The sequence below is a fragment of the Algibacter sp. 2305UL17-15 genome, from assembly GCF_040720935.1.
Taxonomy (GTDB): Bacteria; Bacteroidota; Bacteroidia; order Flavobacteriales; family Flavobacteriaceae; genus Jejuia.
On record NZ_JBFDAE010000009.1, the window covers coordinates 51,391 to 70,172 of the forward strand.

An 18,782-nucleotide genomic window follows, 5' to 3' on the forward strand; every position below is an offset into this window, starting at 1 on the left:
AATTAGTTCAATCTATTTTTTAAAGCGGTTAATATTTTAGTATATACCATATCGCCATAATATAAATCTTCAACACCAAAATCTATATTTGGGTTGTCGTTAATTTCAATGACCATAGGTGTTTTGTCCACCATTTTAATATCGATACCCAGCAAACCTTTGCCCATTAGTTTCCCAGCTTTAATTGCCATATTCATGACGCTTTTAGGAACATCTTCAATAGGTAAACAATCTGCGTCTCCATCTTGCTCGTTTTTCTTTTTGGCTTTCCAGTTGTAGATTTGCCAATGGCCTTTTGCCATATAGTATTTACAGGCGAAAAAGGGTTCGCCATCTATAATTCCAATACGCCAATCGTAAGTGGACGGACAAAATTCTTGTGCAATAATTAAATCTGATGCTTTTAACATGGTATTTGCCAACTCGAAAAACTCTTCAGTTGTTTTCGCTTTTTTTACGCCGAAAGAAAATGTAGAATCGGGTGCTTTCAAAACACATGGCAAGCCTGTTTGCACCAATACATCGTTTAAATTATCCTTATGGACAATTACTGTTTTTGGCGTGTTAATGTTTGCGTTTTCCAAAGCCTCCGCCATATATACTTTATTGCAGCACTTTAATATCGCATCTGGATAATCGATAATGGCGATACCTTCCTGTTGGGCTTTACGTGAAAAAGCGTAGGCTTCGTTATTTACTTCGGTGCTTTGCCTGATAAATAAGGCATCAAACGATGATAGGCGTGTTAAATCTTTTGGATGAATAATTTCTGCATAGATATTCATTTTTTCAGCAATGTCAATAAACTTTTTTAAGGCCTTAGGATTGCTTGGTGGCGCGGGATCGTCTGGATTTACCAATATTGCCAAATCAAAATCACTTTTGGTTAATTTTGGCGTGTCATATCTCTTTTTGGAAAAATACTCGTTGGCAAATTGTTGTACACTTTCTAAATGATCGGTTGGGATTTCAGATTCTGAAATAACCATAACGTTTTGTACGTGCCACTTGGTGTTGAAATTAAATTTTACACGAAAAAACGGCACTTGAAAATGTTTGTAAAATAAATTACTGAGTTCCTTATATTTTTGAGCCACATTCTGACCAAAATAAATACTAAGTATGAATTCTTGGGATTTTATGTTTTTTAAACCTTTTTGAATGGTACCATCAAATTCATCGGATACAATTCTGATGAGTTTTAAATCTTTTAAATCCACAATGTTTTTTACCGTTGGAATTGGTAAATGTCCTCTAGCTTCGGCTAAAAGAGATACATAATACCCTTTAGATTGGTAGTGGTATTCTTTGCAAAGGTTAAAAACCCGGGCTTTTTTTAGTAAAGAAAATTTTGGATTTGTTAAGTAATCTTGGGATGAAATAACGGTAATATTTTCCACAGAAAAATTCCATTTTTCGGGTTGATTAACAACAATGTATTTTTGCATTAATGTAGTATAAAAGCAAATTAATTTTACACAAAATTAGTGTTTTTTGCTATTCAAAAGTTTTTTTATTTTTTTTTGTTTAGGGGTTTGTGGGTTTCTTGAATACCGATATTTGACTTGGTCTGAGGCGCTAAATCAATTCGAAGAGTTTAATGATATGGCGTCATTCTGAGGGAGGTACGACCGTGAGAATCTGTTAAATAAAAGTTTTCATTCCAATATATCTGCAACTATTTTTTCAAGTTCGTTTTGTTTGAATTTAAACCATGATTCTCTAAAATCTGAATGGTCCACTAAATACTTGAAATTTTGGAAAGGTTTTTTTCTCTGCAGTGCAGTTTCCAGTTTCGACTTCAATGTGTTTTCGGGTAATTGATCCACAAAACGTTCCATAATCTTAAACGCTTCAAAACTTTCTAGAGGTTCTATTTTTATAAAATCGTCTTCATAGGTTTCGATCGTTTCTAAATCTGATTGAAAAGCTTCTTCGAACAGTTCTTGATCATAAATAGTCGATAAGTCTGGGATTTCTATAATTCGTCCTGTTTTAGGATTGTAATAGCAGTCGTATCCACAATCAATACTTTGTGCAATCTCATTGATGATTTTTGATTTTTGCAATTTATATAGATTTTTTTGTGAATGTTAGATAAAATTATTAAAAAAATCCATACTGGCAAAAAGTTTTCTTCCACGTTTAGACCCCCGAAACTGTTCAATAAAGCTCAGGATGAGCATAGCAAAAGGTAAAGCTTAAATATTTGAAAGTAGTGAATAAGCCCTTCGGCAACCTTTATTTATTGTTTTCTAAGCAAAATATGTTTTGCTCCTCAGGAATGTTTGGGATAACACAGGGAATAAAATTAATTTATAGCAAAAGGAGCACTCAGCTTAAAAGTTGGAATAGCAACCTGGAACTTTTTGGTAGTGGTAAAATTCACCATATTATAATGCCCTTGCATCGCACCAAATGGCGATGTTAATAAACATCCAGAGGTATAGGTATGGGAATCTCCCGGTTTAAGAACTGGCTTTTTGCCTATAACCCCTTCGCCCGAAACGGTTTCGATGTTATTTAAAGCATCCAATATTTCCCAATGGCGCGCATAAAGTTGCACAGAGTCTTTACTTTGGTTCTCTATGGTTACGGTATAACCAAAGGCGTACTGGATTTTATAGTTTTTATAAAACGAGCCTTCAAAATTGGTTTCGACCGAAATTTTTATGCCTTTTGTGACTTGTTGGACCATGTTAAAGATTGATATACAATGGGTTTGCGTTGCTAAAATAACAATTTTAAATTTTTAGCGTGTAAAAAAACGATAAATAGGGACTAATTGGTGATATTTATCGATGAAACTTCGTTGAAACCGATAATCCTATCATATCGTCCGCCCAAATCGCGGTAATAGACCAAGACTTTATAGTTGTTTTCGGTTTGCCAGAAGTTGCCACTTATACGTCCTTCGTCTAAAGTACCATCTGCATTTACAACCACATATTTGTAATTGTAAAATCCTTGTTTTAATGTGATGGTGGTTTCATAAATGCCTCGTTTTGGGTTAAAAACCATTTTATTGGTGTCTTCTAAAGCGTAATTATTATAATTTCCATAAACATAAATACTTTCACCGTTAAGGAGTTCCGGATATTGGAGCGAAAAGTGAACTTCGGTATAATCGGCTTCTATGGAAACATCGTCGCGGTCTATGGCGGTGATCTTAAACTGTCCGTTGATGTCCGGATTATAGGTGTAGGGTTGATTTGCGCGTGCCACATCGGTAAATAAATAGCTGTGGTAAATATCGTTAAGCTCTATGTATTGCACGCCCGTGGCAGCTGCCCGAACATCTTTGTTTTCGAAGAATAAATATTCATTGCCTCCCAGAAATGCAGTTTTGTCTATATAGCGGTAAATGAGTTTGTTGCCTAAAGTATATTGCGGCTTAATATTTTTAAGTGCTGTGTTTAAATTTCTGTTTTGAATGATTAATGTTTTAATGGTTTGTTGCGGGTTGTTGATTTGTGAGTTGGTCAAAATCTCGATATCTACGGTTTGCACTTCGTCAATAGTTTTAACGTTTCTAGAACGTTTTATTCGAATACCTGGAGTGACAATATCTTCATAAATCATTAGCTTTCTTGAAAACACCAAATGGTCGTCTCTGTCAAAAATAGAAATCACGTAATTCCCTGAAACTTTTAGAGCTTTTGTTTGGTCGTTTGGAATTGCTAATCTGTAATGGGAGTAGAGTTGGTAGGTGTTGAACGAATTGCGGTAATCTTGAATTCTGAAATTATCTACACCTAAAAGAAATTCGGTCCTTACCAAAACGGACTCTTTCCAATCGTAATCGTAATGTTCAATTTTGTAATAAAAATCGGGTTCGTCAGCTACAAGTGCATCAAATTCTAAATAGAAGGTTTCGCCTAATTTTAAGATGGGTAATTCGCCTAAATCACTATTAGTGCCTTTGAAGGTAACGGTTTTTATATAATCTGGTGGATTTACTTCTTCAACTTGTGCCTGAGCGTTTAGGTAAAGGATGAAAAATGATAAAACGAAATAGAATTTAAAGGTCATGTAGCTATTTTTTGTAAATATAATCAAAATTCATGCCTATTGAATTTTAGTTATTTAGAATTAATATAAATAAAAGAGTGAGTCTTTATTTGAAGAACTAATTTGGGATTTATTCGTATTTTTGCACCGATTTTTAGACAACTAATTCTAATAGAGAAAAAATATGTCAAACGACATTCGCATTAAAAAAGGTCTAGATATTAATCTTAAAGGTGAAGCTGAAAAAACGACTGAAAAGGCGATTTTAAGTAACTTTTTTGTATTAAGACCTGAAGATTTCCACGGCGTTATTCCTAAATTAATTTCTAAAGTTGGTACTAAAGTAAAAGCGGGAGAACCTGTTTTTCACGATAAATCTAACGAAAACGTAAAGTTTGTTTCTCCGGTTTCTGGTGAGATTATAGAAATTTCTCGTGGTGCAAAACGTAAAATTTTAGAAATAAAAATTCAAGCAGATAAGTCGCAAACTTTCCAAGATAATGGCAAGTTTAATGCTGAATCCGCAGATGCTGAATCTGTGAAAGCACATTTGCTAGCTTCGGGTTGTTGGCCATTTGTGAAGCAAAGACCATACGATGTGATTGCTAATCCAAATAAAACGCCTAAGGCTATTTTTATTTCAGGATACGCAAGTGCGCCATTAGCAGCAGATTTAGATTTTACCTTACAAGGAAAGGAAGCTGAATTACAAGCTGCTGTTACAGCTCTTGGTAAACTGACTGAAGGCAAAATACATGTGTCGGTCGGTAAAAATTCTAATTCTCCTTTAGCTGGTTTATCTGGAATTTCGTTACATAAAGTATCTGGCCCGCATCCTTCTGGAAACGTGGGGACTTTAATAAATAAAGTAGATCCCATAAACAAAGGAGAAGTTGCCTGGACGGTTAATGCGCAGGATTTAGTGATTATTGGCGAGCTATTGTTAACCGGTAAATTTAATGCAGAACGAATTGTAGCAGTAGTAGGCTCGAAAGTTAGTGCGCCACGTTATTTCGTGACTAAATTAGGTAGTGAGGTTGCTACCATGATTTCAGAGAAAGATATTGAGAGAAAAGCGAATGCACGTATCATTTCTGGAAATGTATTATCAGGAAAAGCAGTAAAACCTGATGGTTATTTAGATTATTACAGTAATGTGATTTCTATTATTCCCGAAGGTGACGATTACGAACTGTTTGGATGGAACAAGCCAATTTTTAACAAGATTTCTACATCTAGGGCTTTGACGTTTTCTTGGTTAAATCCGAAGAAAAAATACGACTTAAATACCAATACCAATGGTGAGCATCGTGCGTTTGTTACAACAGGAACTTACGAAGAAGTTTTTCCTTTAGATATTTTTCCAATGCAAATCTTAAAGGCTTGTATGTATCAGGATTTAGATGAAATGGAAGCTTTAGGGATGTATGAAGTTGCACCTGAGGATTTTGCGTTGACCGAATTTGTATGTGTGTCTAAACAACCACATCAAAAGATAATAAGACAAGGTTTAGACTTAATGCTTAAAGAGATAGGGTAATGAATTTAAAGACGAGATTACATATTTTAAAAAGAAAGTATAGAAACAAAAAAGTGGCACCTGCGTTTAACGCAATCCATACTTTTTTATACTTACCAAATGAGACTACTCATGGTGGTGGAACTCATATAAAAGCAGCGGACGATTTAAAACGTACCATGAATACTGTAATTATGGCAATGGTGCCGTGTTTATTGTTCGGTATGTTTAATGCCGGGTATCAGCACCATTTGGCAATAGGTGAAATTCAAGCGGTTTCCGGAGGGTTTTTTAGTGCGGAATTTTGGACTTTAGACAACTTCTTTGTTGGCTTGGTTAAAGTTTTACCACTAGTGATTGTATCCTACGGTGTTGGTCTGGCCATAGAAATTTTATTCGCGATTATTAAAAAACATGAAGTTGAGGAAGGCTACTTGGTAACAGGAATGTTAGTGCCTTTAATTGTTCCTATTGATATTCCGTTATGGATGTTGGCAGTAGCAGTTGCTTTTGGTGTGGTTATCGGAAAAGAAGTTTTTGGAGGAACAGGGATGAATATCTTAAATCCTGCATTGACCATTAGGGCCTTTTTATTCTTCGCCTATCCAACTTGGATGTCGGGAGATAAAGTTTGGGTGCATGGTGCAGATCCTAGAGTTCAAGATTTAGCAGCTGGTGCTCAACCTGATGCTATTTCTGGCGAAACAATATTAGGAAGTTTGGCACAAAATAACGCATCTATGCTTGATTCTACTCAAGATCTTTGGAATGCATTTTTAGGATTTATACCCGGGTCGGTTGGAGAAACATCAACCTTGCTCATCCTATTAGGTGGGTTGTTTTTAATCTTCGCTAAAATTGGAAGTTGGAGAATCATGTTGTCTTCTGCCATTGGAGCCATCGTCATGGGATTAATTTTCAATCAAGTTGTAGCATTAGGATGGGTTACTGAAAGCAGTAATTTTTACGGCTTAATGACCACGCCTTTTTGGAAACATTTAATCATTGGTGGTTTTGCGTTTGGTACCGTATTTATGGCTACCGATCCTGTAACGGCATCCCAAACAAATAAAGGAAAATGGATTTATGGTTTCTTAATAGGGTTTCTTTCTATTATGATTCGTGTATTTAATCCAGCTTATCCGGAAGGTGTGATGTTAGCCATTCTTTTAATGAATGTGTTTGCACCAACTATAGACCATTATGTGGTTCAAGGTAACGTGAAGAAAAGACTAAAACGTTTAAAAGTTAAAACAGCATAATTATGGCAGTTAACACAGATAAAAATTCATATACAATATTATTTGCTGTGGCAATGGTATTGGTTGTAGGTTCTTTATTAGCGTTTACAGCATCATCTTTAAGACCTAATATAGATGAAAACAAGCGTATGGAAAAGCAGCAAAATATTCTGTATGCCATGGGCGTAAATGGAAATGAAGGCACTGGGGATATCACTTTTGTTGGAACGGATAAAGTTGCAGATGAATTTTCTAAGTACATCAAGAAGCAATTGGTTATTGAAAATGGTGTCGCTAAAGAAGATGATAATGCATATTTAATAGATATAAAAAAGGAACAAGCAAAAGCTAAAAATGGAGGAACAAGACGTTTGCCTTTATTTGTTGGTGAGAAGGATGGTAAAACATTCTACATTGCGCCAATAAGAGGTAAAGGGCTTTGGGATGCTATTTGGGGTTATGTCGCACTAGATGAAAACATGGTGGTTCTAGGTGCATTTTTTGATCATGCTGGAGAAACTCCAGGTTTAGGAGCAAACATCAAACAACGCTATTTTATGGATGATTTTAATGGCGAGCATTTATTGACTGATGCAGGTGTTTTTAAAGGCATTTCTGTTGCTAAAGGCAACAACGATCCTAAAAACGACATAAAAGACGACTATGAGGTTGATGCATTAGCTGGTGCAACAATTACTGGTGATGGTGTATCTGCAATGATAAAGAAAGATTTAAAATTGTATGTGCCGTATTTTAAAAACTTAAAAAACCAAGCGAACTAATTATGGGACTACTTTCAAAAAAAGATGCAAAGTTAATCACGGACCCGTTAGCGGATAATAACCCAATTACTATTCAGGTATTAGGGATATGTTCAGCTTTAGCTATTACTGCAGAATTAAAAGCGTCGCTAGTAATGGGTATAGCAGTACTTTTTGTTTTAGGTGTTGGTAACGTTGTTATCTCCTTAATGCGGAATATCATTCCTTCTAAGATTAGAATTATTGTACAACTTATTGTGGTTGCTGCTTTAGTAATTATTGTGGATCAGGTATTAAAAGCATTTGCTTATGAATTAAGTAAGACCTTATCGGTATTCGTTGGTTTAATTATTACAAACTGTATCATTATGGGACGTTTTGAAGCTTTTGCTTTAGCAAATGGGCCATGGAAATCGTTTTTAGATGGTATTGGTAACGCTTTAGGATATGCACTTATTCTTGTTATAGTAGGATTTTTTAGAGAACTTTTAGGTTCTGGGACTTTATTTGGTTTTCCTGTTTTAGGAGATCCTATTGAGAAAACAGGTGTGTATGCGATTGGATATGAAAACAACGGATTCATGCTAATGCCTCCAATGGCGTTAATAGTTGTAGGTTTAATTATCTGGGTGCAACGTAGTAGAAACAAAGCTTTAATAGAAGATCATTAATTGAGTTGGCGGTAGGCAGTCAATGGTAAGCAGTCAAAATGCTTACTGAAGACTGAAGACTGAGGACTGAAGACTTATAAAAAAATGGAACATATAGAATTATTTTTCAAATCGATATTTATTGATAACATGGTTTTTGCGGTATTCTTAGGAATGTGCTCTTACCTAGCCGTTTCGAAAAAAGTTGCAACAGCAGTAGGTTTGGGTGCAGCAGTAATATTCGTATTGGCTATTACAGTACCTTTAAACTGGTTGTTAGACCAGTATTTATTGCAACCAGGGGCATTATCTTGGTTAGGCCCTGAATATGCGGATTACGATTTAAGCTTTCTTTCATTCATCATGTTTATTGCAACCATTGCAACCATGGTGCAATTAGTAGAAATAGTAGTTGAAAAATTTTCGCCATCATTATATAATTCATTGGGTATCTTCTTACCACTTATCGCGGTAAACTGTGCTATTTTAGGTGGTTCTTTATTTATGCAATCTCGTGAAATTGAAAACTTTGGCTTAGCTTTTAACTACGGCGTTTCATCAGGAATAGGTTGGTTTTTAGCCATTTTAGCTATCGCAGCTATTCGTGAGAAAATTAGATATAGCAATGTGCCAGCGCCTTTAAGAGGTTTAGGCATCACGTTTATTATTACAGGACTAATGGGAATTGGTTTCTTAAGTTTTGGTGGTATGCTAACTGGTGGAGATGAAGAAGAAAAACCAGCAACAGAAACTGCCATAGACGTTGAGGAATTAGAAACTGAAATAGCTAAGGAATTAGCTGATAACACTAAAATAATTGAGTAGTATGATGATTTTAGCAGCAGGAACAACAGGAACGATTATAGCAACGGTTGTAGCGTTTTTAATAATTACGCTAATACTAGTTAGTTTATTACTTTTTGTAAAACAAAAATTATCGCCATCTGGTCCAGTAAAAATCACGATTAATGGTGAACGTGAAATAGAAGTGGCTTCTGGAGGTAGTTTACTATCTACATTAGGTGCTCAAAAAATATTTTTACCATCTGCCTGTGGTGGTGGTGGCACATGTATCCAATGTGAATGTCATGTATTATCCGGTGGAGGTGAAGCTTTACCAACTGAAACACCTCACTTTTCAAGAAAAGAATTACAACAAGGAGCGCGTTTATCATGTCAGGTTAAAGTAAAACAAGACATGGATATTACCATTCCAGAAGAAGTTTTCGGAATTAAAAAATGGGAAGCAACTGTTGTGCGTAACTATAATGTAGCCTCTTTTATTAAGGAATTTGTTGTTGAAATTCCTGAGGATATGGGCTATAAGGCAGGTGGATATATTCAAATTGAAATTCCGCCATGTGAAGTTAAATATTCAGATATGGATATTACAGCACACCCTGAAGAACATGAAACACCAGATAAGTTTCAAGAGGAGTGGGATAAGTTTAAATTATGGCCATTGGTCATGAAAAACACAGAAACCATTGAGCGTGCATACTCTATGGCTTCTTACCCAGCTGAAGGCCGTGAGATTATGTTGAATGTTCGTGTTGCTTGTCCGCCGTTCGACCGCGCCAAAGGTGGCTGGATGGATGTTAATCCAGGTATTGCATCATCTTATATATTTAATCAGAAACCTGGAGATAAAGTAACTATTTCTGGACCTTACGGAGAGTTCTTTATTAATGAATCTGATAGTGAAATGTTATATGTAGGTGGTGGAGCAGGTATGGCGCCAATGCGTTCTCACTTGTATCACTTATTCAAAACTTTAAAAACCGATCGTAAAGTAACCTATTGGTATGGTGGTCGTTCTAAGCGTGAATTGTTCTACTTAGAGCATTTCCGTGAGTTGGAAAGGGATTTCCCTAACTTTAAGTTTTACTTAGCATTATCAGAGCCTTTACCTGAAGATAACTGGAAAGTAAAAGAAAATGTTGATGCACCAGGAGATGGATTTGTTGGATTCATCCACAATTGTGTTATAGATAATTATTTAAGTTTACACGAATCGCCAGAAGATATAGAATTGTATTTCTGTGGCCCTCCATTAATGAACAAAGCGGTTCAGAAAATGGGAGAAGACTTTGGTATCCCAGATGAGCACATCAGGTTTGATGACTTTGGTGGATAATCCAAATAAAATAAGTAAGACCCAACAGAAATGTTGGGTTTCTTTTTTAATATAAACTACTAACAATTAGTGTTTTACATGAATTATGAAAAAAAGTTTTTTAGGGTTGCTCTTATTGGTTTTGTGTTCCTGTTCTACGGACAATGGTGGTTCTGATGAGCCAAATGGAAATTCATCTGGAACTCTTTTAAAATCTTTTAAAAAAATCACTTCTGGAGCTTTAGAGTTTCAAATAAATTACGAATATGATTCAAAAGGAAATATTGTAAAATCCTCTCAGGACTATTCTTATGGAAAAAAAGATGTCATTACTTATTCTTATGATTCAAACGGAGATCTTACCTCTTTTGAGCAGGTAACCACAGATCCTTTTGGAGATGTTACTACTGAGATTAATAATTTCAATTATCAAAATGGAATGGTGGTTAAAATTTGTCAGGAGATAACGCACCCAGACGGACCTTCATCTTTTGACTATCCTGAGGTAGATAAAATTGATTTTGCTTATGATAGTTTTGGAAATGTTGAATTGTTTACCCATTATTTTCCAGAGGAAGCAGAATTCAATGATTGTGATGATGTTGATAGTATTGATGCCACAGAAAGTCTGGAATATGATTCAAACGGTAATATGATAAGATATCAAAATAGCGAATACTTCTTTACGCCTACCTATCTTAAATATGCCTATGATAACACAAATCATCCTTATGCGAGTGTAAAGCCAAAAGCCTTTCGTTCGTTATTAGGGTTTTCTACTGTAAATAATATTTCGAAAGCTGAGGAATATAATGCTGATACAGATGAACTCATAGGTACTGTTACTTTCAATTATGAATTGAACAATCAAAATTACCCAACCAAGTTATCTCGTACTTACACCGCAGGCAGCACAAGTCAATCCTTGGTTTTTGAGTATAGCTATTATTAAAGTTACCACAATGAACAGTATATATTAGCCTGACCAAAATATAGTTAGGCTTTTTTTATGACTGAATATTAGTTTCCAAAATAGACTGAGCTTCATCATTTTCAAACTCAAATAACTTAGTGTAATCCATCACATTAGAAACACCATCCAACTCGCATAAATAAGCAATAACTGCCGAAAGCCCATGAAACAAAACAGCTTTATCAGTAGGGTTTTCAGGTTTACTGTTTTTATAATGAAGCGGCAGTTGATAGCCACAGGCATTCAAGAAAACATGTTCAATCTTTAATAATTCCAAAGGCGAATAACCATTAAATTTTCTTCCGAAAGCTTGATGTACTTTACCAATATAATTTAGTTCCAAAGTGCCATGGGAATCTGATAAGTGTTTCCAACTATCTGTTCTGTCCAAAATATTTCCAACAGCACATTGTTTGCAACATTCAGGATTCAATTCATTGTTATGAAAAGCTACATAGAGTTTTTTTAAAGCGGATTCTAAACGAGGTGTAGTTTTCATAGCATGTAGTTTTACCTCAAATTACTAAAAAGATTGCTTTTAACTGTGAAATTCTTCTTAAATTTTTAATAAGTAAGTACGAATCATGTTTTTACAAACGTTAATTTATAATGAAGAATATTTTAAGAATTGTTGTTTTAGTACTTTTAATTGTACTATTTATAAAGTTTAAACCTGCTGAAAAAGTTGTCAAAACCATTGCTGCTGTAACTGAAACACCTAGTTTAATAAACAAAGACAGTCTTACTATAAAATCCAGAGTAAATATTCCTGTTGGCTATAAACGAGTTGTATATCCATCAGGCTCTTTTCAAGACTATCTTAGAAATTATAAATTAAAACCCTTCGGAAGTAAAATTATAAATTATGATGCTTCTGAATATTATTGGCAATACGGGCATATTGGTATTTTAGAAATTCCCGTGCCTAAAAACGGACTGCAACAATGTGCCGATGCTCTAATTAGAATTAGAAGTGAATATCTATGGGACAATAATCGAAAAGAAGACATCGGGTTTAATTTTACAAGTGGTCATTATTGTTCTTGGATTAAATATGCTGAAGGGTATAGACCAAAAGTTAAAGGTAATAAAGTATCGTTCCGCAAAACGGTGAATAAAAATCATTCCAAAGAAAACTTTTATAGGTATTTGAACCTTATTTATATGTATTCTGGCACACTCTCCCTTTATAATGAATTGCCAAAGATAAACGATGCCAAAAATCTAAAAATTGGCGATATGCTGATAAAAGGAGGTTCGCCCGGACATATTGTAATGATTTGTGATGAGGTTGTTAATGATAAAGGAGAAAGGTTGTATTTATTGTTCCAAGGGAATACGCCTGCTCAAAGTGTTCATTTGGTTAAAAATCTTGAAGATTCTCATATTTCTCCATGGTATCAATTGGAAAAAGATGTTTTGATACCAGTTTCCAACTATACATTTGGTAGTTCTAAATTTGTTCGGTTTAAATAATTGATGTTTTTTCTAAATTTTCTGCTCACATTTTTAATTTGTTTCGATGTAGTGATATATAAATCATATAAAGCTATTAATTATGAGACAAATTTTATTTTTTTTAACGCTTTTTGCATTGGGCGGAATTTTAAATGCACAAACGGAATTTACAGGTGCAGGAGATGGACATTCCTGGGATGATCCTTTTAATTGGGACAGTGGAGAAGTACCAGATGGCGAAGATGTTTTAATCGAAGGACATGCGGTTGATTACCATGGAGGTATCGAAAGTGTTGGCAGTGTGGAATTACGGGGTGGTGCTAATCTTCTTGTAGGTGGTAGTCTGTACCTTTATGGCGACTTTACGGTAGATGCTTCAAGTACACTTAGTATTGGTGTAGGTAGTGACGGTAGAGTTGATCAAGTTTCGATAGAAGAGGAGTCTGGGAACTATTATTTCAATGGGTCTATTGATATCTTTTTTAATGGGTTTGTGCCTCAAATTGGTGATGAATTTGAATTTATCCATGGTGCTCAAGGGTCTTGTGGTACTTCTACAACTGTTACTACCGCTGATAGTCCAAGTACAGGGTTTCAGGTAATTTTAGGAACACAATGTGAAGCTGATGGTGTAAATTATGTTGTTACCGATATAAATTATACAACTGCGATACAATGGGATGGCGAAGGTGGCGATGGTTTATGGAACAATCCAGCCAATTGGGATCCTGATGGCATACCTCCAGCCAATTCATTACTTATTTTTAACTTACCGGGTGCTGGCGGCTATGCCAATACTAATGGTGCTGGTACAACTACGGCCTATAATATAAAAGTTGGAAAAAATAATACTTTAGCTATTAATGGCGATTTAAGTATGACTTCTACAATTTATAACAATCCTGAAGGCACGATAGTTTGGAATGCTGGAGAATTATCAAAATCAAACCCTGCTATTCAATCTTTATTAATTAGTTATGGGACTATTACTATGGGCTCTGGATTAAAAAAACTAGATGGTAATGTTGAAATTTGGAGTTTTGGAGGGGTTATTAATCATGATCAAGGCAATCTTGAAATTAATAACGGAAAAATAAGATTGTTTAATGACACAGCGTATAATGTTGGCAATAACGTATCCATAGGCTATAGTAGTGGTGCTTTGCATGATTTTGAAGTTGGAGTAAGGGCCACGGTTAAAAAAGACAATAGTACTGGAACATCAACATTTAATTTAACAAATTTGGTCAATAATGGTAAAGTAATTTGCGAGACGGGCACCTTGGCCATAGATGGAGGATTAACTACTGGAGTTGATATTTTTAATTTTTATACCGGAAGTTATAGTGGAAGTGGCACTATTGGGTTTCCTGCAGGACATAATTTAGACGGCGATATATTTCCTGGTAGTTCTCCGGGCGTTTTAACCATTTTAGAAGATTTGACTACGGGTGCTGATGCGACCTTCAAAATAGAAATAGATGGGCCGACCGCCGGTACCGCTTATGACCAAATAATAGTAACTGATACTGCTGTTTTGGATGGCACCATTGAAATTGATTTGGGCTATTTACCAGCAAACGATGCAAGTTTTGAAATTTTAAAAGCCACAACACTTTCAAGTTGCAATTTTCCATCACAAATCACTACTAATTTTGGAGGCACACCTTATACGTTCGATGTTATTTGTCAGAATAACACATTATATTTAAACGGCCCAGGAGCAACGCTTTCGTCTCGAGATTATAATACAGATGAATTGTTAGTATTCCCTAATCCTGTAAAAGATGTGTTAAATATTAAAACACCAACTGCATTAAATGGAAAATGGGAATTGATAAATCACTTAGGACAAAAAGTTTTAGAAGGTAAATTAGAGACCTCTCATGCTAGAATAAATGTAAGATCGCTTCCATCAAACTTATATTTACTTCAAATTAAGGATAATTTGAATACCGTTATAAAAACTCATAAAGTAATAGTTAATTAGAGGAAATCTAAAATTGAATAACAGAAATTAATTAAAGCCTGAAAAGTTCATTTCTATAACTGAATTTTTTAGGCTTTATTTTTTTTACTAATGAGGTAGAAGGCAATAAGAACTGCAATAATTCCAAAAAGAATGTACCATATGAAGTCTATAGGAGCATTAAGATTTATGGGCGAAGTATCTCCAATAAGTACCATTCCAGCCCAATATTGTGGTGCAATTACGCGACCTTCTTCTGTAGCGATGTAATCTAATTTTGCTTTGCGCAATGCGTCATCTTTAGGTAAACCGTTTTTAATGTTTTTATAAAAAAGTTCAATGATCTGCGAACTTGATTTTTCGTCTATTTTCCAAAGACTTGTTAAAATACTTTCACTACCCGCATAATTGAAAGCGTGTGCCAAAGAAATCATGCCCTCTCCAGATTGATACGTTGGTTTGCCGGTTTCGCAAGCTGTTAAAATTGCCAAATTAGAGTTGAGGTTTTCATTGTAAATTTCGAAAGTATATAAGGAGTTGTCTTCGTCTTCAGTATTCTTAGCAAATATTAATCGCGATAGTTCTGGGGATACATTATTAGATTCGGCATGTGTGCCAATGTGTATTATTTTGTGTTCGTTGGCTTCATTCTTAAAAATTTGTTTGGATGCATTTTCATTGATAAAGAAATCGCCATGAAATAATTTTGAATATTCTTTTGCCAAATCAACACTAAAAGGTTGCGGTAATAAACTTAAATACGTTTTGTCTATGGCAATGGAATCTGTAATGGCAACTTTATAGTCTTGCTTCATTTTAGTATTAAACTCTGGAGCAAAGGCAATAAAATCGTTTTCAAAATGAGTGGTTTTTCGATCTTTATCAACTAAAAGCAAACTATAATTATAAGATATGGCGTACTTGGATAGTAAACTTTGTGTACTCAATTCCTTTCCATTTGAAACTATGGTAGGTGTTAACATTTCAAAGTTAAGGTTGAATAATATTTGATCTGGTATGATTACGATATTTTTTGTCGAAACCTTATTCTCAATTGGTTTCCAGAGTAAGTTATATAAATTATTCAGCAATTGATAGTCGTAATTAATGGACGTATTTAGGTTTTGAAGGTCGTCCATAAGCTTAGGTAATTGCTCTCCATTAAGTTGGAAAGAAAGGATTTCTATATTGTCAATTACGAATACATATAACTGGTTATTAATAAATGTATAGCGTATAATGGTCTTGTCCTCCGGGATTTTGTTTTCTATGTTATTAATTGATTTTGAAATTGAGGCATAACGAAGTTCATAATATTTAGGATAGTCTTTTTTTAAGACTTCTAAAAACTTATTCCAATCATTATTAGCTCTAAAGAAAGAATCTAAGGCATCATTTTCTCCAATTGATTCATTAAGTATGGATTTTATTTTTTTTTCTTGTTCAAGTATAGAGTCGGGGATATCGTTATAGGTTATCGATGGTTTGGAATTTAACCTGTTTCTAATTTTGTTGTACAGCATAGACTCGTGTAGGCCTAAAGCAGTCTTAATGTAGTTTGTTTCCTTTGTTTTTTCATTCAATTCTAGTGCGATTTTTTTACCAAATTCGAACAGGTCATTGTTATTTGATAGTAAAATGGAAATACTTTGATCTTCAGTAATAATAGTTTTTTGTTTTTCTATTATTGAAATGGCTTCTTGAATATTTTTTAAAATGGATGTTAAGAAAAGACTATCCCTATTTTGGTTTAATTGGTATTTTGCTTTTGCTCTGGTTAATATGGCCGCTGGTTTTTGCCCCTCTATCTTTAATTTTCCAAGACGAGTATTTTCTGTGAAGGTTGGATCTTCTAGCAGGCTCAAGGCTAATTCACTTTTTTCTAATGCTTGTGTATAATTACCAAGCTTATAATGGATATCTGCCAAATTTAAAACCTGATAATATTCCAGTAATGTTTTTTCGCCTTGGTTGTCTACTATATAGGTGTAAGCCTCGTTTGCCATCTTTAGTGCTTTATCTTTAAAACCGTGTTTTGCATAAAAACTAGAAGCCTTTAATATAAAATCCAAGTAGAGTTCGTCATAATAATCGCCTTGGGCAGTTTTAAAGTACTCCTCACTTTTTTCATAAGAAATTTTAGCTAATTCGATGTTATTTAATTTGTCATTAATAGAGCCTTTATAATAATGAGCATCTGCTAGCCAATGGTAATAATTGGTTGGGTTGTTCTTGAATTCAGAAATGGCCTCATCGATATATTTTTCTGCTTTATTAAATTCTTTTAATGCTAAATATATTTGACCAAGTAAAATTTTGCCTTTTGATATTTCTGGACTTTCAGAATTTAATTGTGATACTTTTCTATGGTACGAAAATTCCAATAACTCTCTTGCTTTATCAAAGTCTCCTATATCTTTATAGATACCAGCATAATTATCTATAGCTTGAAAAAGAAACTCTTTGGCATGATCTTTTGAGATTTGAGAAACTTCGTCTTCTATTAAATAATCACTAAGGTTTCTAATCGTTTTTTGCATAGAGGTTAAAGAAGCATCAATATTACCTTGTATACTGTATATGCCTGCAATATTATTTCGTAATATGGCTGCTCTATAGAATTTGTTCCATGGGGTGGATTCCATGGATTTTAATATGGTTTCTGCTTTTTGATAATATACCAAGGCACTATCCATTTTTGAAGTGTACCACATCATACCGCCTAAGGAATTATAGTTCATGTAATAACTCTCAGGGGGTGTGGTTTTATCTTCATCATAAAATTTGGTTGCTTGTTTATGATGAAATATGCCTTTTTCGATACTGCCAATTCTGCTATAGAAAACGCCTATGTTGCTATGAATTAAGCCAAGCTCTTTTCCTTTGGCATCTGGCATTTGCTTTGTGTAATCTATGGCTTTAAGATTATACTCTAATGCTTTTTGTACATTACCAATGTTTTCGTAAAAAGAACCTGTCTCGATGTAAAGTTGTCTTAAATCTTTGGGATTGTTTGTTAAGCTCGAAATATATTTTACAAAGCCTAAAACATCTTTTTCGGCGGAAGAAGTGTTTTTTATTAGAGAGGAAATTTTACCACGGTAGTAAACATAATCTGTTACCTCATAAAACTGCTTTTGGGAAATCAGTTTTTCAATATTACTCTTTAAAACACTATCTGCTTCTTTTAATTGTTTTGACTCAATAAGCTTATCGAGTAATTTTAAACCCGAAATAGAATCATTTTGCGCTTGGAAGTTTGTTGCGAAAAAGATGGTTATTAGAAAGGATATGCACTTAAAATAAGGTAAAAACCGTTTCATTTTGATTAAAGTTTTAATCTGTCAATTTCGAGAGAATTTCTTTAGCCGAATCTGTATTACTTAAATTAAGTTGTTCTTTTGCCAGTTCAATATTGCCTTCTTTTAAATATGCCAATCCTAGATAATAGTAGGCATCGTTTAAAAAAGCAAAGTCATCTTCAGATGCTGTGGCGCGTTCTAAAAAGGGAATGGCTTTGTCGGCATCTTTGTTAGCCAAATACGCTGCGCCTATAAAATAATTTAATGTGTCGTTTTCAGGTTGGCTTTCACTTAGTACGCGCCATTTTTCAATAGCCAAGTCGTAATCGGCATGTTTGTAATTTACCATGGCATCATAGAAATCAAAGTTATCAGTACTACTCATGGTAGTGGGCAAACCCGGATCTGGTTTAAAATGTTTGGTATATAATTTTTCATTTGGTGAGCCACTAAAAAACCAAATACTGCCTACTGCGATTATTATGGCAGCCGCAGCAGCAATTTTGCTATAATTCAAAAAACGAACTTTTTGAGATACTATTTTTTTTTGCACATCTGTTTGGGGCATCTCTTTGTGAAAATCGTCCAGTTGTTCTTTTAAAGATTGGGTTTCAATACCAAATAGCATGGTTTTTACGTCATCTACTTGAGCTTTAAAATCTTCATCAATATCCAAAAGCCTCTCGAAATCTTTGAGTTCGATAGAGCTTAAAGAGTCGTTTAGGTAACGCTCTATGGTCTCCAATAATTCTTCTGATATGTTATTGCTATTATCTTTCAAT

Annotated in this window: 16 protein-coding genes; 9 read left to right on the forward strand and 7 right to left on the reverse strand. The window is 34.4% G+C overall.

Annotated features, from left to right (window positions below; all coding sequences use genetic code 11):
- Positions 1–2: 2 nt before the first annotated feature.
- The 4 genes from ABXQ82_RS11105 to ABXQ82_RS11120 form a co-directional block, all read right to left on the reverse strand.
- Positions 3–1,448: a RimK family protein gene (locus ABXQ82_RS11105; protein ID WP_367059250.1), complete on the reverse strand. Its 1,446-nt coding sequence runs from the start codon at positions 1,446–1,448 to the stop codon at positions 3–5.
- A gap of 210 nt (positions 1,449–1,658) precedes the next feature.
- Positions 1,659–2,069: a UPF0158 family protein gene (locus ABXQ82_RS11110; RefSeq protein ID WP_367059253.1), complete on the reverse strand. Its 411-nt coding sequence runs from the start codon at positions 2,067–2,069 to the stop codon at positions 1,659–1,661.
- Between the two features lie 242 nt (positions 2,070–2,311).
- Positions 2,312–2,698, reverse strand: a complete 387-nt coding sequence (apaG, locus tag ABXQ82_RS11115) for a Co2+/Mg2+ efflux protein ApaG (RefSeq protein ID WP_367059256.1) — start codon at positions 2,696–2,698, stop codon at positions 2,312–2,314.
- Between the two features lie 83 nt (positions 2,699–2,781).
- The gene (locus ABXQ82_RS11120; RefSeq protein ID WP_367059259.1) at positions 2,782–4,032 is read right to left on the reverse strand and encodes a type IX secretion system plug protein domain-containing protein; all 1,251 of its coding nucleotides are present in this window, start codon (positions 4,030–4,032) and stop codon (positions 2,782–2,784) included.
- Between the two features lie 163 nt (positions 4,033–4,195).
- Between ABXQ82_RS11120 and ABXQ82_RS11125 the strand changes: the two genes are divergently transcribed.
- From ABXQ82_RS11125 to ABXQ82_RS11155, 7 genes are all read left to right on the forward strand, one after another.
- Positions 4,196–5,551, forward strand: coding sequence for a Na(+)-translocating NADH-quinone reductase subunit A (locus ABXQ82_RS11125; RefSeq protein WP_367059262.1), 1,356 nt, complete (start codon positions 4,196–4,198; stop codon positions 5,549–5,551).
- The gene (locus tag ABXQ82_RS11130; protein ID WP_367059265.1) at positions 5,551–6,792 is read left to right on the forward strand and encodes an NADH:ubiquinone reductase (Na(+)-transporting) subunit B; all 1,242 of its coding nucleotides are present in this window, start codon (positions 5,551–5,553) and stop codon (positions 6,790–6,792) included. Before ABXQ82_RS11125 ends, ABXQ82_RS11130 begins: the two co-directional genes overlap by 1 nt.
- 2 nt (positions 6,793–6,794) lie before the next feature.
- Positions 6,795–7,553 carry a Na(+)-translocating NADH-quinone reductase subunit C gene (locus ABXQ82_RS11135; RefSeq protein ID WP_367059268.1) on the forward strand — a complete coding sequence of 253 codons (759 nt, stop codon included), beginning with the start codon at positions 6,795–6,797 and terminating at the stop codon, positions 7,551–7,553.
- 2 nt (positions 7,554–7,555) lie between these two features.
- On the forward strand, positions 7,556–8,203 hold the full coding sequence (locus ABXQ82_RS11140) for an NADH:ubiquinone reductase (Na(+)-transporting) subunit D (RefSeq protein WP_367059271.1): 648 nt from the start codon (positions 7,556–7,558) through the stop codon (positions 8,201–8,203).
- A gap of 84 nt (positions 8,204–8,287) precedes the next feature.
- Positions 8,288–9,007 (forward strand): NADH:ubiquinone reductase (Na(+)-transporting) subunit E, encoded by a 720-nt coding sequence (gene nqrE, locus ABXQ82_RS11145; RefSeq protein WP_367059274.1) that lies wholly within the window; start codon positions 8,288–8,290, stop codon positions 9,005–9,007.
- Between the two features lie 4 nt (positions 9,008–9,011).
- Positions 9,012–10,319, forward strand: a complete 1,308-nt coding sequence (gene nqrF / locus ABXQ82_RS11150; RefSeq protein WP_367059616.1) for an NADH:ubiquinone reductase (Na(+)-transporting) subunit F — start codon at positions 9,012–9,014, stop codon at positions 10,317–10,319.
- An 85-nt stretch (positions 10,320–10,404) separates the two neighbouring features.
- A complete protein-coding gene (locus ABXQ82_RS11155; RefSeq protein ID WP_367059277.1) occupies positions 10,405–11,250 on the forward strand; it encodes a hypothetical protein in 846 nt (281 codons plus the stop codon).
- A 55-nt stretch (positions 11,251–11,305) separates the two neighbouring features.
- On the opposite strand, the gene ABXQ82_RS11160 is transcribed toward ABXQ82_RS11155, so the two are convergent.
- Positions 11,306–11,770 carry a Na(+)-translocating NADH-quinone reductase subunit F gene (locus ABXQ82_RS11160; protein WP_367059280.1) on the reverse strand — a complete coding sequence of 155 codons (465 nt, stop codon included), beginning with the start codon at positions 11,768–11,770 and terminating at the stop codon, positions 11,306–11,308.
- A 110-nt stretch (positions 11,771–11,880) separates the two neighbouring features.
- Between ABXQ82_RS11160 and ABXQ82_RS11165 the strand changes: the two genes are divergently transcribed.
- Together ABXQ82_RS11165 and ABXQ82_RS11170 are read left to right on the forward strand one after the other, a co-directional pair.
- A complete protein-coding gene (locus ABXQ82_RS11165) occupies positions 11,881–12,747 on the forward strand; it encodes a DUF4846 domain-containing protein (RefSeq protein WP_367059283.1) in 867 nt (288 codons plus the stop codon).
- Between the two features lie 82 nt (positions 12,748–12,829).
- A complete protein-coding gene (locus ABXQ82_RS11170) occupies positions 12,830–14,719 on the forward strand; it encodes a T9SS type A sorting domain-containing protein (protein WP_367059286.1) in 1,890 nt (629 codons plus the stop codon).
- Positions 14,720–14,787: 68 nt separating this feature from the next.
- Here ABXQ82_RS11170 and ABXQ82_RS11175 read toward each other — a convergent pair whose 3' ends face one another.
- Positions 14,788–18,021 (reverse strand): CHAT domain-containing protein, encoded by a 3,234-nt coding sequence (locus ABXQ82_RS11175; protein WP_367059289.1) that lies wholly within the window; start codon positions 18,019–18,021, stop codon positions 14,788–14,790.
- A 13-nt stretch (positions 18,022–18,034) separates the two neighbouring features.
- Positions 18,035–18,781, reverse strand: a complete 747-nt coding sequence (locus tag ABXQ82_RS11180; RefSeq protein WP_367059292.1) for a tetratricopeptide repeat protein — start codon at positions 18,779–18,781, stop codon at positions 18,035–18,037.
- Position 18,782: the final 1 nt, after the last annotated feature.

What these genes read in the sequence shown, in the direction of transcription:
- ABXQ82_RS11120 (WP_367059259.1), bottom strand. Translation starts at nt 4,032, where the DNA reads ATGACCTTTAAATTCTATTTCGTTTTATCATTTTTCATCCTTTACCTA.
- ABXQ82_RS11140 (WP_367059271.1), top strand. Translation starts at nt 7,556, where the DNA reads ATGGGACTACTTTCAAAAAAAGATGCAAAGTTAATCACGGACCCGTTA.
- ABXQ82_RS11165 (WP_367059283.1), top strand. Translation starts at nt 11,881, where the DNA reads ATGAAGAATATTTTAAGAATTGTTGTTTTAGTACTTTTAATTGTACTA.
- apaG (WP_367059256.1), bottom strand. Translation starts at nt 2,698, where the DNA reads ATGGTCCAACAAGTCACAAAAGGCATAAAAATTTCGGTCGAAACCAAT.
- ABXQ82_RS11175 (WP_367059289.1), bottom strand. Translation starts at nt 18,021, where the DNA reads ATGAAACGGTTTTTACCTTATTTTAAGTGCATATCCTTTCTAATAACC.
- ABXQ82_RS11125 (WP_367059262.1), top strand. Translation starts at nt 4,196, where the DNA reads ATGTCAAACGACATTCGCATTAAAAAAGGTCTAGATATTAATCTTAAA.
- ABXQ82_RS11155 (WP_367059277.1), top strand. Translation starts at nt 10,405, where the DNA reads ATGAAAAAAAGTTTTTTAGGGTTGCTCTTATTGGTTTTGTGTTCCTGT.
- nqrF (WP_367059616.1), top strand. Translation starts at nt 9,012, where the DNA reads ATGATTTTAGCAGCAGGAACAACAGGAACGATTATAGCAACGGTTGTA.
- ABXQ82_RS11170 (WP_367059286.1), top strand. Translation starts at nt 12,830, where the DNA reads ATGAGACAAATTTTATTTTTTTTAACGCTTTTTGCATTGGGCGGAATT.
- ABXQ82_RS11105 (WP_367059250.1), bottom strand. Translation starts at nt 1,448, where the DNA reads ATGCAAAAATACATTGTTGTTAATCAACCCGAAAAATGGAATTTTTCT.
- ABXQ82_RS11160 (WP_367059280.1), bottom strand. Translation starts at nt 11,770, where the DNA reads ATGAAAACTACACCTCGTTTAGAATCCGCTTTAAAAAAACTCTATGTA.
- ABXQ82_RS11135 (WP_367059268.1), top strand. Translation starts at nt 6,795, where the DNA reads ATGGCAGTTAACACAGATAAAAATTCATATACAATATTATTTGCTGTG.
- ABXQ82_RS11130 (WP_367059265.1), top strand. Translation starts at nt 5,551, where the DNA reads ATGAATTTAAAGACGAGATTACATATTTTAAAAAGAAAGTATAGAAAC.
- nqrE (WP_367059274.1), top strand. Translation starts at nt 8,288, where the DNA reads ATGGAACATATAGAATTATTTTTCAAATCGATATTTATTGATAACATG.